This window comes from Dietzia psychralcaliphila, assembly GCF_003096095.1.
GTDB classification, from domain to species: domain Bacteria; phylum Actinomycetota; class Actinomycetes; order Mycobacteriales; family Mycobacteriaceae; genus Dietzia; species Dietzia psychralcaliphila.
The window spans coordinates 85,001-99,655 of the sequence record NZ_CP015453.1 but is presented as its reverse complement, the minus strand read 5'-3'; the positions used below and the strand labels follow the sequence as shown (position 1 = coordinate 99,655).

Genomic DNA, 14,655 nt, shown 5'->3' with positions numbered 1-14,655 from the left:
TCACACCGCGCCGGAACCCTCACCTGAATCCGCGGGCGAGCCGCCGGTGCCGGTGGTCGAACAGTGCGCTGACCACCGCGCGGACGACCGGTCCGGGAACGAGCGCACGAGGCACGGCCCGCAGGGTGTCGGTGATCCGGGTGGAGCCGTCGGCCAGCGAGTCGAGCTCGCGTCGGTGCTCCCACACCCGACACGACCCGAGCTCCGAGCGCTCCTGGAAGTACCGGGGCGCCTCCATCTCCACCACCACCAGGTCGTCGTACTCCACCGGGATGACCCCGCCGAGCAGGATCCAGGCCCGCCCGATCGACCGTCCCAGCGGCAGGTCCGCGATGGAGGCCCCCGCAAGTCCCGCCGGGAACCGCATGCGCAGCAGGGGCCGGAACTCGTCGCTGACCCCCTCGGCGGTGACCACGCGGGCCCACACCTCGTCACGCGGGGCGCGGACCACGCTCGACCGCACCACCTCGACCGCGGACCCGGTTCCCCGGGAACCCCCCGGACTCACGGCAAGCGCAATCCGGAGATCGCACGGGCGATCACCAGCTGTTGGATCTGTTCGGTGCCCTCGAAGATGTCGTAGATCTTGGCGTCGCGGTGCATCCGCTCGACCGGGTACTCGCGGGTGTAGCCCACCCCGCCGAGGATCTGGATGGCGCGCTCGGTGGCCCACACGGCGGTACGACCGGCCTTGAGCTTGGACATCGAGCCCTCGGCCCGGGCCATGGGTTGCCGCGTCGCGCCCAACCACGCCGCCCTGCGCACCAGCAGTCGCGAGGCGTCGATCTCCACCGCCATGTCCGCGAGCAGGAACGAGATGGCCTGGTTCTCGATGATCGGTCGGTCGAACACCACCCGCTCCTTGGCGTACTCGAGGGCGTACTCGTGTGCGGCCCGGGCGATGCCCACGGCCATCGCTCCCACGGTGGGGCGGGTCCGCTCGAACGTGGCCATGGCCGCCTGGCCCCCGGTCCGCTCGCCCTCGCGGGCCCGGGCCAGTTTCTCGTCGAGCGTGTCCTTGCCCCCGAGCAGCGCCGAGCCCGGCACCCGGACGTCGTCGAAGAAGATGTCGGCCGTCGCCGAGGCGCGCAGTCCGTGCTTCTTGAGTCTGTTGCCGGCCACGATCCCGGGGGTCCCGGCCTCCACCACGAAGGCGGCCTGGCCGCGGGAGCCGAGTTCCGGGTCCACCACCGCCTGCACCACCAGCACCGAGGCCACGCCGCCGTTGGTCACCCACGCCTTCTGGCCGGAGATCACCCACTCGTCCGTGGCCTCGTCGTAGCGGGCCCGGGTCCGCATGTTGCCCACGTCGCTGCCGGCCTCCGGCTCGGACGAGCAGAACCCGCCGACCGCCGGCTCGGCCTCGGTGCCGTAGCAGCGGGGTACCCACTCGAAGATCTGCTCCGTGGTCCCGGCCGAGGCGATACCCGCGGCGGCGAGCCCGGTGCCCATGATGGACATGCCGATCCCGGCGTCGCCCCAGAACAGCTCCTCGCACAGGATCGGGTACGACTGCCCGGTGGCGTCCTGCCGCAGCGTCGCCATGATCTCGTAGCCGTACAGGCCGATCTTTGCCGCCTCCTGGATGATCGGCCACGGCGTCTCCTCGCGCTCGTCCCACTCGTGGGCGGCCGGCCGGATGACCTCCTCGGCAAAGGCGTGAGCCCAGTTCTGCAGCTCGCGCTGCTCCTCGGTCAGTTCCATGCTGAAGGTCATCGGATCCTCTCGGTGGGGCGGTTGGTCAGCGGGTGGTGGGGTCGCCGCCGGGGACGGCGCGCTCGTTCCCGGCCTCGTCGTCGTCCCGGCGCCCGGCCTCGTCGTCGTCCCGGCGCCCGGCGTCGTCGTCGTCGGAGTCGGGCCCGGACACCTCGGCGCGGTCGGGCACCAGCCCCGGCCCCCCGGCGGATTCCCCGGCGGGTTCCCCACCCGGCCCCTCCCCCGCGGCCAGGTATCTCACCACGGTGTTGGCCATGGCGGTGACGGGCACCGCGAACAGCGCGCCCACCACCCCGAACAGGTACGTTCCCGTGGCCACCACCAGGATCACGGCCAGCGGATGGAGCGCCACGGCGTGCCCCATGAGGATGGGCTGCAGCAGGTGGGACTCGATCTGGTGCACCACCACGACGATCGCCAGCATCGCTATCGCGATCACCAGCCCCCGGTCCACGAGCGCGAGGGCGGTCGGAATCATGCCGGCGACGAGGGTGCCGACGATGGGCACGAAGGACGCCAGGAACACCACCACGACGATGGGGATCACGAACGGCACGCGCAGCACGAGCGCACCGAGGCCGACCCCGGTCGCGTTGATGGCGGCCACCGTGAGCTGGGTCCGGGTGTATGCCCCGAGGCTGCCCCAGCCACGGCGGAACGCCCCGTCGACCTGGCCGCGGCTGGCCCGCGGGAACCAGCGGACGAAGAACTCCCACAGCTTCTCGCCGTGGTAGAGGAAGAAGAACAGCGTGACCAGGCAGATGAGCAGGCCGGCCACGGCGTCGACGGCGCTGTGGCCGAACTGGACCGCACCCGCGGCCACGGCCTCGGAGTTGGACTCGAGCCAGGTCCGCACCTGGGTGACGGCCTCCTGCAGCCGATCTGCGGTCAGGTGGAGGGGGCCGTCCTCCAGCCACTGCAGGGCGGCGTCGGTGCCGCTGCTGATCTTCTCCCTCATCTCGGGGAACCCGGTGGCGAGCTGGGTGGTCACCGCCGCCAGCGCTCCCATGACCAGGACCAGGACCCCGACGACGACGACGAGGGCCGCCCCCGCCCGCGGGACCCGCGCGGGCACGCGGTCCACCAGGGGCCTGAGCATGGCCGCGAGCAACACCGCGATGGCGACGGGCGCGACGATCAACGAGACCCGGCCGATCGCCTCGCCGAGGATCCAGCCGCCTCCGGCGATCAGCAGCAGGCACGCCGACCACGCCGCCGCGAGGACCACCGGGTAGGGCAGATGGGCTCGGGCGATCGCGGCCGGACCGGCGTCGTCGCCATAGGGTCCCGGGGTCGTCATGGTGATCACCTTAAGCGGGTCCGTGCCCGTCAGAAGGTGGATCGTCCGTGCCCGTCGGAAGGTGTGATCGGCTGCCGGACGATACTCCCCATCCATGTCCTCCGCGACTGGTTGCGCAACTCGTCGCGAGTGGAAGAGTCGGTGTGACACCCGTGAACTCACACCCAACCCATCGGAGGAGTCACATGTCTGACAAGAAGTCCGCCGCATCCAAGACGGCCGGAGCCGCTGCCAAGAAGGTCGCCGACGCCGCCGGCAAGCTCGCCGACGAGGTCATCGGCGGCGGAGACGTCGTGCCCGGCGTCCCGGCCCCCACGCCCCCGTCACTCGAGGAGCCCACCTCCCCGACCGGCCCCCTGCCCCCCAAGCCGGACCAGAAGGGCGCCACGCCGTTCAGCCCGACCGGGGCCGAGTCCGCCGACACCGAGGACGCCGCACGCCAGCAGGGCGAGTTCCTCACCACCGCCCAGGGCGCACGGTTGACCGACACCGACCACTCCCAGAAGGCCGGCCGTCGGGGCCCGACCCTGCTGCAGGACCACCACCTGCGGGAGAAGATCACCCACTTCGACCACGAGCGGATCCCGGAGCGCGTGGTCCACGCCCGCGGCACCGGTGCGCACGGTGTCTTCACGGCCAACGGCGCGGCGGCGAGCGTCTGCCGGGCCGGATTGTTCGCGGAGGGCAAGGAGACCGAGGTCTTCGTCCGCTTCTCCACCGTCCTCGGTTCACGCGGCTCCGCCGACACCGTGCGGGACACCCGCGGGTTCGCCACGAAGTTCTACTCCGAGGAGGGAACCTGGGACCTGGTCGGCAACAACATCCCCGTGTTCTTCATCCAGGATGCGATCAAGTTCCCCGACGTCATCCACGCCGGCAAGCCCCACCCGGACCGTGAGATCCCGCAGGCCCAGAGCGCACACGACACGTTCTGGGACTTCGTCTCCCTCCACACCGAGGGCCAGGCGCACGCCATGTGGAACATGTCCGACCGGGGCATCCCCCGCTCCTACCGGATGATGGAGGGCTTCGGCGTCCACACGTTCCGGCTGATCAACGCCGCCGGTGAGACCAACCTGGTCAAGTTCCACTGGAAGCCCCACCTCGGCGTGCACTCGCTGGTGTGGGAGGAGGCCCAGATCGCGGCCGGCATGGACCCGGACCTGCACCGTCGTGACCTCGCCGACGCCATCGAGGCGGGCGCGTTCCCCAGCTGGGACCTGGGTATCCAGGTGTTCCCCGACACGGTCGACGAGAACGGGGTGAGCGAGATGTTCCACGGCATCGACCTGCTCGACCCGACCAAGTTCGTCCCGGAGGAGCTGGCGCCGGTCCAGATCATCGGCACCATGACGCTCAACGCCAACAACAAGAACTTCTTCGCGGAGACCGAGCAGGTCGCCTTCCACCCGGGCCATCTGGTGCCGGGCATCGACGTGACCAACGACCCGCTCCTGCAGGGTCGGTTGTTCTCCTACCTGGACACGCAGATCTCCCGCCTCGGCGGGCCGAACTTCGGCCAGATCCCGATCAACCGCCCGCACGCCCCGGTCAACGACATGCTGCGGGACGGCATGCACCAGACCGCCGACCACGTGGGGGTCGCGCCGTACAAGCCGAACAGCCTCGACGGCGGCTGCCCGTTCCTGGCCGGAGCCGACGACGGTGCCCTCGTCGAGGTGGCGCAGCACATCGCCGACGCCCAGGTGGTCAGGGATGCGCCGGCGTCCTTCGACGACCACTACTCGCAGGCCACGCTCTTCTACAACAGCATGACCGAGGTGGAGAAGGAGCACATCGCCGGCGCGTACACCTTCGAGCTGGGCAAGTGCTACGAGGAGAACATCAAGGTCCGGCAGGTCGAGCAGCTGGCCCACATCGACCACGATCTCGCCGTCACCGTCGCCACCGGCCTCGGTCTCCCCGCGCCTGCCAAGGTCCCGGTGGCCAAGGTCGTCACCAGCCCCGCGCTGTCCCAGATCGGCCGCGAGTGGCCCTCCGACGGGCGCCTCATCGGGATCCTCGTCACCGAGGCCTCCGACGTCGCCGCGGTGAAGGTACTCGAACAGGCCGTGTTCGACGACGACATGGTCCCGCTCGTGATCGCCCCGACCGGCGGCAAACTCGGCGGCGGCGATCCGGACGACCCCGCAACGGTCACGGTGTCCCGCACCTATCGCACCCAGCGGTCCATCGAGTTCGACGCGCTGGTGGTGGTGGACCTGCCCGCCGACCCGAACACGGACGTTCTGATCAGCGAGATGTTCCGCCACAAGAAGGCGATCGCCTCACTCGCACCGGTCGACCAGTTCGTCGACTTCGGGCTCACCGCCGACACCCCCGGTGTCGTGGTGGTGGACGAGGCGGCCGGCGTCCTGCCCGCGCTCAAGCCGCTGCTGGCGACCCACCGCGCGTGGGACCGGCCGGATCCCGCTCGGATCTGATTCCCGCGGGGGCTGGTGCCCGCGCAGGTCCGGCGCCTGCGCGGGCCTGATGTCCCGGATCGAGGTGAGGGGCTGATGCCCCGGGGGTAGCGTCAACGGCATGACGGACAGCGAATCGACCAGCTCGTCCGGGGCCGACGACGCCGCCCCCGGGACACGCCTCGAGGCCAGTCGGGTCATCGCGGCGCCGGCGGACCGGGTGTTCGCCGTGCTCTGCGATCCCGAGGGTCACGTGGCCATCGATTCCTCGGGCATGCTCCAGTCCGCCGAGGGGTCGACGGTCACGGCGTCGGGCGACCGGTTCGTCGTCCACATGGACCGGGAGTCCCTCGGTGACTACGACCTCGGTCGGTACGACGTGACCGTGATCATCACGCGATTCGAACCGGGCGAGGAGATCGCCTGGACCATCGACGGCACCATCAAGCCGCCGATCGGCCACACCTACGGGTACCGCCTGACCCCGCTCGGCGGCGGGGACGAAAGCGGGGATCACACAGGGGAACGTACCGAGGTCGTGAGTTACTACGACTGGTCCGACGCCCATCCCAAGTGGCGCGATTCCGGCATCCTTCCGGTGCTGGACGCGTCGGCACTCAAAGCGACACTGGGCATCCTCGAGCGGGCCGTCCGGAGAGGATACGTCCGTGGTTGACCCGAGCACCCCAGGTCCGACTCCACTGGGTTCCGAACCGCCGAGGTCCGAAGAGATCACCTTCACCCGCGGCCCTCTCCGGTTCCGGGCGATCGACTCCGGCCCGGCCGACGGCGAGGCAGTGGTCCTCCTCCACGGCTTCCCGCAGCGCACGAGCAGCTGGGACGAGGTGGCACCTCGACTCCACGCGGCGGGATTCCGCACGCTGGTATTGGATCAGCGGGGTTACTGCGCCACCGCCCGCCCCAGGGGCCGGCGGGCGTACCGACTGCCCGAACTGGTGGGCGACGTGATCGCGCTGCTCGACAGTGCCGACCTCCCCGCCGCCCACGTCGTCGGCCACGACTGGGGCGCGGCCGTGGCGTGGGGCGTGGCTGCTGCGCACCCCGACCGGGTCCGGTCGCTCACCGCGGTGTCGGTTCCCCACCCGGCGGCCTTCCTTCGGGCGATGATCGTCTCCGACCAGCTACTGCGCTCGTGGTACATCGGACTATTCCAGCTCCCCTGGTTGCCTGAGCGGTTGCTCACCTCGCGCGGCAACCGGCCGGAACGGGCTCTGGCCGGGATGGGTATGACGCCGGAGATGATCGGGCGTTTCCGCACCGAGATGGTCGCCGCCGGCGCCGTGCCCGGCGGACTGGGGTGGTACCGCGCGGTGCCCTTCGCCTCGCCCAAGAAGGCGACCGCCCGCGTCCGGGTGCCCACGACCTTCGTCTGGAGCGACCACGACCCGGCCCTCGGTCGCGGCGGCGCCGAGCGGACCGCCCATTACGTGGACGCCGACTACCGCTTCGTCGAGATGAGCGGCGTGAGCCACTGGATACCCGAGGAGCGTCCGGTCGAGCTGGCCCGCGAGATCATCGCCCGCGCCGGGAGCTGACACCCACGCGACCTGGTTCACGCGGCACCGGGCGCGCGGAGGGCCGGATGCACGCGGCACCGGGTGCGGGGGAGACGGCCGGGTGTCACGCTGGGCGCATGCTCGTCATCTTCGGCTTCAAGAACTCGTCCCGGAACCTCGGGTTGGCTCAGGCCGCGTGTCCGCACTGCGGCAACCGCGCCGCCCAGCGGGTCGACCGCAACAAGCGAGCGTTCTCGGTGTTCTTCATCCCGATCATCCCTCTGGGCTCGTCGTTCTCCGCCACGTGCACGGCCTGCGGATCGACCACCAAGATCAGCGGGGACCAGGCGGACCAGATCCTGTCCGGCGCGTACTGACCCGCCCCATCTGCGTCGCCCCTTCGACTTACGCTGGCGGAATGTCGGACCGCCTCCCGGTCACGCTGTGGGATCGGTCCCGACACGCACCGCAAGCCTGGGACGCCGCGGGGCCTGAGGCGCCGCGGGTCAGTCCTCCGTCTCCCACGGCGGCGGGATCATGGAGGCAACCGCTGCAGCGGCCAGTGCGACGCCGCACCCGAGCAGCAGGCCCACGCGGAAACCGGTCTCGGTGGGCACGAACAGCCCCCCGAAGTCCATGGACATCTGCGTGAGGATCACCCCGAGTACCGCCGCGGCCGTGGTGGTGCCGATCGAGCGCATGAGGGTGTTGACGCTGTTGGCCGACCCCATCTCGGAGTGCGGCACCGACGACATGATGAGCGCCGGCATGGCGCCGTAGGCCAGACCCACGCCGGAACTGGTGATGACGGCCGCGATCATGACGCCCCACGTCGAGCCCATGAGGAACATAGCCGAGGCGTACCCCGATGCGATGACCAGAGAGCCGAGGATAAGCGTGGGCTTGGGACCCCGGGTGGTGATGAGACGTCCGCTGATGGGGGACACCGCCATCATCGCCAACCCGCCGGGCGCGATCCACAGCCCCATGGCGACCATCGACTGCCCGAGCCCGTGGCCGGTGGCCACCGGGAGCTGGAGGATCTGCGGGATGACGAGCAGCTGCGCGTACAGACCCATGCCCACGAGGATCGAGGCGATGTTGGTCAGCAGGACCGGTCGGCGGGCCGCCACGCGTAGGTCGATGAGCGGCGACGGATGCCGGAGCACCCACCAGCCCCATACCGGAAACGCCAGAGCCGCCAGCGCGAGCAGGCCCAGCGTCAACGCGGACGCCCAGCCCCAATCTGCACCCTTGGACACCGCCAAGAGGAGCGAGATCAGACCCACCGCCAGACCCACGGCACCGATGAGGTCCAGGGTTCCGTCTGGCTTGGCGGCCGGCAGCGACCGGATCCGCAGGGCCATAAGCACCATGATCGCCAGACCCAGCACGGCGGAGCCCCAGAACATCCACTGCCAGGAGCCGTACTGGGCGAGCGCGGCCGCCGCCGGAAGCCCCAGCGCGCCACCGACCCCCAACGAGGAGCTCATGAGGGCGATTGCCGGGCCGAGTCGCGCCGCGGGCAGCACCTCGCGCATCGTCGCGATGCCGATCGGGATCACGCCGATCCCCACGCCTTGGAGCGCACGCCCGATGAGCATCGGCCACAGCGAGGTGGACAGGGCGCACAGGACGGACCCGATGACCATCACCGCGGTGACGCCGATCAGGACGTTCTTCTTGGGATAGAGGTCGCCGAGGCGGCCCATCATGGGGCCGGCCACCGCTCCGGCGAGCAGGGTCACCGTGACGACCCACGCGGCGTTGGTCGCCGAGGTGCCGAGGATGGCGGGCAGCATCCCCAGCAGCGGGATCACCAGGGTCTGGGTGAGGGACATGACGATCCCGCCGAAGGCCAGGACGACGATCAGTCCGTTCTGCTCCGCCCGTACGGCGTCCCCGCCCCGCGTCCTGCCGCCCATTGATGTGTCCTCTCGGAAACCCTTTAGTCGGACACTACAGACAGGTGTCGAACGTGTTGACATTCCACCCCGGGGCCTTGTGGTCCACATCACCCGGTGCCACCATGGCAGAGGTGAACACCACCAGCACGACCCGGCGGGCCTCCCGCCGACCCACCGCTACCGTGACCGCGACCCTCGCCGCCACGGCCGTCGCGCTCTCCGCCGCCCTCGCGGCCCCGGCCACCGCGAACGCGCAGGGCTCCTCTGAGGCCATCGCACAACTCCTGCCCGCCCCGGACCGTCTGGTCGCCTGGGGCGGATCTCCCACCGGCGCCTGCGCCGGGGGTGTGTCGACCTCACTGCAGGGTGACGGCTACCCCGGTTCGGCCAGTGTGAGCTGGGCCTTCGCGGTGGTCGGGGTGGGCCCCTGCAACCTCACCGCCACGCTCTCGTGGCGCAACCTCGACACCGGCGCGACCGGGCAGAAGGTCGCACAGATCCCCCACCCGCGGATCTCCCTCGGGGTGCCGGATCCGATCGCGCACCCGTACGACGCGATCATCTCCACCGGAGCAGGACGGGTCGAATACCGACTCACCACCACCGGAGGCGCCGTGGCGGGACCGATCGTCGTGGACACGGTCGGCTACACCGGCTGACCCCGCCCCTGGTTCCCTCAGGCCAGGAGTCCCTCGTACGCGTGCCGCCAGTCCTCGATCGGCGGTACCAGGATGTTGTCCCCGAGCACCTGCACGAGCACCGTCGAGGCGCCCGCGTCCAGGTGCTCCTGCACCCGTGCCCGGGTGGCCTCGACCCCCCGGGTGACCATGGCCGACTTGAGGCGGTCGCTGCCGCCGCGGACGTAGTCGGACTCGTCGAATCCCTGGCGGGTCCACGAGTTCCGGTAGTTGGGCAGCCCCGTGTAGATGTTGAGGTGGTCCCGCGCCCGCGACCGCCACAGCTCGTCGTCGTCCTCTACACCCGCAGCGACTACCGCGGCGTGTTCCACGACCAGGGCCGGTCCGTCCTCCCCGGTGCCGCCGAGGATCTCGCGCGCCCGCGCGGTGTGCTCGGGGAGGGTGAGGTACGGGTGGGCTCCGGCGGTGCGGTCCCGGGAGAGCTCGAGCATCTTGGGTCCGAGCGCGGCCAGGACCACCGGCGGCATGGTGTCCTCCCCCACCGCCATGGGCTGCGTCCGGTCGAGCGCGTCGAGGTACTCGCGCATCGCCGAGAGCGGACGCCCGTAGTTGTGCCCGCGGTGCCGTTCGACCAGCGGGGCGTGGGACACGCCCAGGCCCAGGACGAACCGACCGGGGTGCATGGCCTCGATGGTGCGCGCGGCCGCCCCCGCCGCCGAGGCGTCCCGGCCGTAGATGTTGGCGATGCCCGTGCCGATGGCCATCCGGCGGGTCGCGCCCAGATAGAGCTGAGCTGCGGTGAAGGCTTCGCGCCCGACGGCTTCGCCGAACCACAGCGACCCCCAGCCCTGCTCGTCGAGTTCCCCGAGGAGATCGGGGATCCCGGCCGGCGGCACGCCCTCGAGCGACCCGGTCCACAGTCCGACCCTCCCCAGCTGACCGCGGCCCGCCTGACTGTTGCGGGCCAGGTTCTCGTCAGCCCCGTGGGATGCGTTCTCGTGGAGTGCGCTCATGCCTCCGAGTGTGCCCGAACGCCCCGGCGTTCTGCGGGAAACCCGGCCCCGTGCGGCGGACCGCGACAGACTGGGGAGGAACGTGTTCCAGCCGTGAGGTGTGGCAACGAGGAGACGAGACACCGATGTACGAGTGGTCCGAGACCGACCTGATGATCCGTGAGGCCGTGCGGGGCTTCATCGACAAGGAGATCCGCCCGAATCTCGATGCCCTGGAGAGCGGTGAGATGCCGCCGTACCCGATCATCCGCAGGCTGTTCGCGGAGTTCGGGATCGACACGATGGCCGCCGACGGCGTGGAGAAGATGCTGGCCACGCAACGGGCGCGCGAGTCGGGGACCGATTCCGGCGGTGCAGGCGGTGGTGCGGGCAGTGGTGACGGCGGCGGGTCCGGCTCCGGTGGCGGTCTCGAGGGACAGGACTCGCTCATGGCCGTGGTGATCAGCGAGCTCTCCGGGGCCTGCATGGGACTGGTCTCCGCGCTCGGCGTGAGCATCGGACTCGGTGCCACCACCATCATGTCGCGCGGGACGCTGGCGCAGAAGGAACGCTGGCTGCCGGGGATCGTGACCATGGAGAAGGTCGCATCATGGGCGATCACCGAACCGGACTCCGGGTCCGACGCCTTCGGCGGGATGCGGACCTACGTGCGACGGGACGGCGACGACTACATCCTCAACGGCCGCAAGACGTTCATCACCAACGGCCCGCACGCCGACGTGATGATCGTCTACGCCAAGCTCGACGAGGGCGCAGCCGCCGGTGCCGATGGCACCGACGCCGTGGCGGCCAGGCGCGACCGCAAGGTCCTGACGTTCGTTCTGGAGAAGGGGATGGACGGCCTCACGCAGAGTGCGCCGTTCAAGAAGATGGGCCTGCACAGCTCCCCCACCGGCGAGCTGTTCTTCGACGACGTCCGCCTCGGCCGCGACCGACTGCTGGGCGAGACCGAGGAGCACCGGGGCGGGGACGGGCGCGAATCCGCCAAGTCGAGCTTCACCGCCGAGCGGATCGGGGTGGCCACCATGGCGCTGGGCATCATCGAGGAGTGCCACCGACTGTGCGTGGACTACTCCCGCGAGCGCACCCTGTGGGGCCAGGAGATCGGTCGCTTCCAGCTGATCCAGCTCAAGCTGGCGAAGATGGAGGTGGCGCGGATGAACGTGCGCAACATGGTCTTCAACTCCATCGAGCGGGCGAGGGCGGGCAAGCCCCTGTCGCTGGCGGAGGCGTCCGCGATGAAGTTGTACTCCTCGGAGGCCGCCACCGACGTCGCCATGGACGCAGTGCAGTTGTTCGGCGGCAACGGCTACATGGCCGAGTACCGCGTCGAGCAGCTGGCCAGGGATGCCAAGTCGCTCATGATCTACGCCGGTAGTAACGAGATCCAGGTGACGCACATCGCCAAGGGGCTTCTCGGTCGCTGACACCACAGGTCTCGCGGTTGCCCCGCCGCCGAATCGACGTACCGTCACTCTCATGGCCACCGAGTTGTTGCACACGTATATGCAGGACCACCACGCCGGGGCCGCCGCCGGGGTGGACCTCTTCCGGCGGGTGGCCAAGGAGCACGACGACCCGGAGATCCGTGCGGTCCTCTCGCGTATCGGCGACGAGACCGAGGAGGACCTCCGGAACCTCGAAGAGCTCATGACGCTGGTGGGCACGGCGCCGTCGGCGCTCAAGGACCTCCCGGCCCGGGCAGCGGAGAAGCTCGGCCAGCTCAAGCCCAACCAGAGGTTCGCCCAGAGGTCCCCCCTCAGCAATCTCCTCGAGGTGGAGGCACTCACCATCGCCGTGCGGGGCAAGGAGCTCGGATTCAGGGCACTGCTCGATATCGACGACCCGCGACTTCCCCGTCCCACCCTGGAGGCGCTGGTGGAGCGCGCACTCGAGCACGGTGGGCAGCTCGAGAAGCTGCGCCTGACGTGCACCCACGTGCTCAAGGGGAGCTAGAGACCGGGTAGGCCGACGCGTCCGGTTCATCGGAGTCCTCCAGCCGGGCGGGCGTAGCGTCGGGGGATGAGGTTCTCACAGGTCGACGTCTTCTCCCACGTCCCGTTCCGGGGCAACCCCCTGGCCGTGGTCCACGACGCCGACGGGTTGTCCGAGACGGAGATGGCGGCCATAGCCAGGTGGACCAACCTGTCCGAGACCGCCTTCCTGCTGACCCCCACCACCGAGGCGGCCGACTACCGGGTCCGCATCTTCACCCCCGGCGCCGAACTGCCCTTCGCCGGTCACCCCACGCTGGGCGCGTGCGCCGCGTGGCACTCGGCGGGTGGCCGACCCCGGGTACCGGGCAGGACCGTTTAGGAATGCGGGATCGGGCCGGTCACCGTCCGCGACGAGGGCGCCGGCGACTGGTCCTTCGCCGCGCCGGAGTTGCTCAGATCAGGTCCCCTCGAGGAGTCGGAGGTGGCGCGACTGGCCACGGGGCTGGGGCTGAACCGCGACGACGTGGTGGACCACGCCTGGGTGGACAACGGTCCCGGTTCCTGCGCACTGCTGCTCCGCGACGCCGAGGCGGTCCTCGCGGTCAGGCCCGACATGCGGGCCCTGGACGGGGACCGGGTCGGGGTCGTCGGCCCCTACCCGACGCACGGGGACCCGACGGGCCATGAGCCCCGGGTCGAGGTCGAGGTCCGCTTCTTCCCCGTCTCGGCCGACATGCTCGAAGACCCGGTGACCGGCAGCTTCCATGCGGGACTGGCGGTCTGGTTGACCGGCAACGGCACGCTTCCCCCGCGCTACACCGCCCGGCAGGGCACCGTGCTCGGCCGTGAGGGGCGCGTGGAGATCGCCGCCGGATGTGACGACGCCCCCGGCACCGGCATCTGGGTGACCGGGCACGTCGCGCACCTCGTGGAGGGGGAGATCCACGCGGGATGACCACACCACCGCGGCCCGCACGGCCCGGGCCCGACCCGGGGTCAGCGCATCTCGCCCGCGCCCACGTACGGGTTGAGGCTGGTGGTGGGACTGCCCTCGGCGAACCGGGAGAAGCGGCAGTCCGCCGGGTCGACGCCCGACATCGTCGTGGTCCCGTCGAGCAGCAGCTCCGCGACCAGCCGACCGACCGCGGGCGACATCTTGAACCCGTGCCCGGAGAAGCCGACCGCCAGGAACAGCCCGTCGAGTGGTGACGGACCTATCACCGGGTTGTAGTCGGGAGTGGTGTCGTAGGCCCCGACGTAGCTGCCGGTGATCGACGGTTCCGGCATGTCGGGGAGGCGGTGCATGAGCCGCTCCACGACCTTCTCGACGGTCGACTCGTCGGCCCGGTTCGAGTAACCGTCGGGATCGATGTACTGCGGCGAGTGGTGGTCGGAGTTACCGGCGAGGATCTCCCCGTTGGGTTCGCGGCACAGGTATTGCAGCCCCACCAGGTCCGACAGCGTGGGCACCTGCTCCAGCGGTTCACCCTGGTCGACCAGCACCAGCTGGGCGCGCTGGGCCCGGACGGGGATATCCAGACCGACGGTGGCGCCGAGCTGCGGCGCCCACACGCCGGTCGCGAGGACGACCTGCTCGGCGTACACGGTGGTGCCGTCGGCGAGCTCCGCCCCGACCACCCGGTCTCCGCGCCCCCGCACCAGCGCCGTGACCCGGGTGCTCTGGCGGACCCGGACCCCACGTCGGCGGGCGGCGGCGGCGAACGCCATCCCCGTCATGTACGCCTCCCCGCGACCACCGCGTGGCTCCCACGCCGCCGCTGCCACGTCGTCCACGTTCAGTCCGGGCCACAGCTCCGCCATCCGGTCCGGCGGGATGAGCTCGGTCTCGATCCCCAGGCTCTGCTGCATGGCCACGTTCGCCCGGAGCGGGATCACGTTCTCCTCACCCACCATCACCGCGTACCCGCACTGGCGGAACGCCATATCGTCGCCCAGTAACTCGGTCGCGTTCTCGAACACCGGGATGCTGTGCCAGCTCAGGGCCGCCATGGTGGGTGACCCGTAGTGGCAGCGCACGATGCCGCTGGACTTGCCGGTCATCCCGGAACAGAGGGTGTCCCTCTCCACGACGAGTACTTCGGTCTCGCCGCGCTCGGTCAGGTTCCAGGCGATCGACAGCCCCTCGAGGCCGCCGCCGATCACGAGGAACTTCACTGTGGTGGTCACTTGCGCTGTGGCGGTCA

13 protein-coding genes and 1 pseudogene are annotated in these 14,655 nt (G+C 70.4%); 8 read left to right on the top strand and 6 right to left on the bottom strand.

Annotated elements, in window-relative coordinates; genetic code table 11:
* Positions 1-19: 19 nt before the first annotated feature.
* From A6048_RS00400 to A6048_RS00390, 3 genes are read right to left on the bottom strand one after another with little or no spacing between them, the layout of a single operon-like run.
* Positions 20-508, bottom strand: a complete 489-nt coding sequence (locus A6048_RS00400; protein ID WP_107747743.1) for an SRPBCC family protein — start codon at positions 506-508, stop codon at positions 20-22.
* A complete protein-coding gene (locus tag A6048_RS00395; RefSeq protein WP_107747742.1) occupies positions 505-1,716 on the bottom strand; it encodes an acyl-CoA dehydrogenase family protein in 1,212 nt (403 codons plus the stop codon). Before A6048_RS00395 ends, A6048_RS00400 begins: the two co-directional genes overlap by 4 nt.
* A 25-nt stretch (positions 1,717-1,741) precedes the next feature.
* The gene (locus A6048_RS00390) at positions 1,742-3,016 is read right to left on the bottom strand and encodes an AI-2E family transporter (protein WP_107748050.1); all 1,275 of its coding nucleotides are present in this window, start codon (positions 3,014-3,016) and stop codon (positions 1,742-1,744) included.
* A gap of 185 nt (positions 3,017-3,201) precedes the next feature.
* On the opposite strand from A6048_RS00390, the gene A6048_RS00385 reads away from it, so the two are divergent.
* From A6048_RS00385 to A6048_RS00370, 4 genes are all read left to right on the top strand, one after another.
* Positions 3,202-5,460, top strand: a complete 2,259-nt coding sequence (locus A6048_RS00385) for a catalase (protein WP_107747741.1) — start codon at positions 3,202-3,204, stop codon at positions 5,458-5,460.
* Between the two features lie 100 nt (positions 5,461-5,560).
* Positions 5,561-6,115, top strand: a complete 555-nt coding sequence (locus tag A6048_RS00380; RefSeq protein ID WP_107747740.1) for an SRPBCC family protein — start codon at positions 5,561-5,563, stop codon at positions 6,113-6,115.
* A 25-nt stretch (positions 6,116-6,140) separates the two neighbouring features.
* Complete coding sequence (locus tag A6048_RS00375) at positions 6,141-6,995, top strand: alpha/beta fold hydrolase (RefSeq protein WP_425320811.1); 855 nt, start codon at positions 6,141-6,143, stop codon at positions 6,993-6,995.
* Between the two features lie 98 nt (positions 6,996-7,093).
* Positions 7,094-7,333, top strand: coding sequence for a zinc-ribbon domain-containing protein (locus A6048_RS00370; RefSeq protein ID WP_107747738.1), 240 nt, complete (start codon positions 7,094-7,096; stop codon positions 7,331-7,333).
* A 129-nt stretch (positions 7,334-7,462) separates the two neighbouring features.
* Here the strand turns inward: A6048_RS00370 and A6048_RS00365 are convergent, their stop codons facing one another.
* Positions 7,463-8,881: an MFS transporter gene (locus A6048_RS00365; RefSeq protein ID WP_107747737.1), complete on the bottom strand. Its 1,419-nt coding sequence runs from the start codon at positions 8,879-8,881 to the stop codon at positions 7,463-7,465.
* A gap of 104 nt (positions 8,882-8,985) precedes the next feature.
* Between A6048_RS00365 and A6048_RS00360 the strand changes: the two genes are divergently transcribed.
* Positions 8,986-9,522 carry a hypothetical protein gene (locus tag A6048_RS00360; RefSeq protein WP_107747736.1) on the top strand — a complete coding sequence of 179 codons (537 nt, stop codon included), beginning with the start codon at positions 8,986-8,988 and terminating at the stop codon, positions 9,520-9,522.
* Between the two features lie 17 nt (positions 9,523-9,539).
* Here A6048_RS00360 and A6048_RS00355 read toward each other — a convergent pair whose 3' ends face one another.
* Positions 9,540-10,514 (bottom strand): TIGR03620 family F420-dependent LLM class oxidoreductase, encoded by a 975-nt coding sequence (locus A6048_RS00355; RefSeq protein ID WP_107747735.1) that lies wholly within the window; start codon positions 10,512-10,514, stop codon positions 9,540-9,542.
* 125 nt (positions 10,515-10,639) lie between these two features.
* Between A6048_RS00355 and A6048_RS00350 the strand changes: the two genes are divergently transcribed.
* From A6048_RS00350 to A6048_RS00340, 3 genes and pseudogenes are all read left to right on the top strand, one after another.
* Positions 10,640-11,941, top strand: a complete 1,302-nt coding sequence (locus A6048_RS00350) for an acyl-CoA dehydrogenase family protein (RefSeq protein ID WP_107747734.1) — start codon at positions 10,640-10,642, stop codon at positions 11,939-11,941.
* A 52-nt stretch (positions 11,942-11,993) separates the two neighbouring features.
* Positions 11,994-12,470, top strand: a complete 477-nt coding sequence (locus tag A6048_RS00345; protein WP_107747733.1) for a DUF892 family protein — start codon at positions 11,994-11,996, stop codon at positions 12,468-12,470.
* Between the two features lie 66 nt (positions 12,471-12,536).
* Positions 12,537-13,406: pseudogene (locus A6048_RS00340) on the top strand (PhzF family phenazine biosynthesis protein).
* Positions 13,407-13,447: 41 nt separating this feature from the next.
* Here A6048_RS00340 and A6048_RS00335 read toward each other — a convergent pair.
* The gene (locus tag A6048_RS00335; RefSeq protein WP_107748049.1) at positions 13,448-14,638 is read right to left on the bottom strand and encodes an NAD(P)/FAD-dependent oxidoreductase; all 1,191 of its coding nucleotides are present in this window, start codon (positions 14,636-14,638) and stop codon (positions 13,448-13,450) included.
* Positions 14,639-14,655: the final 17 nt, after the last annotated feature.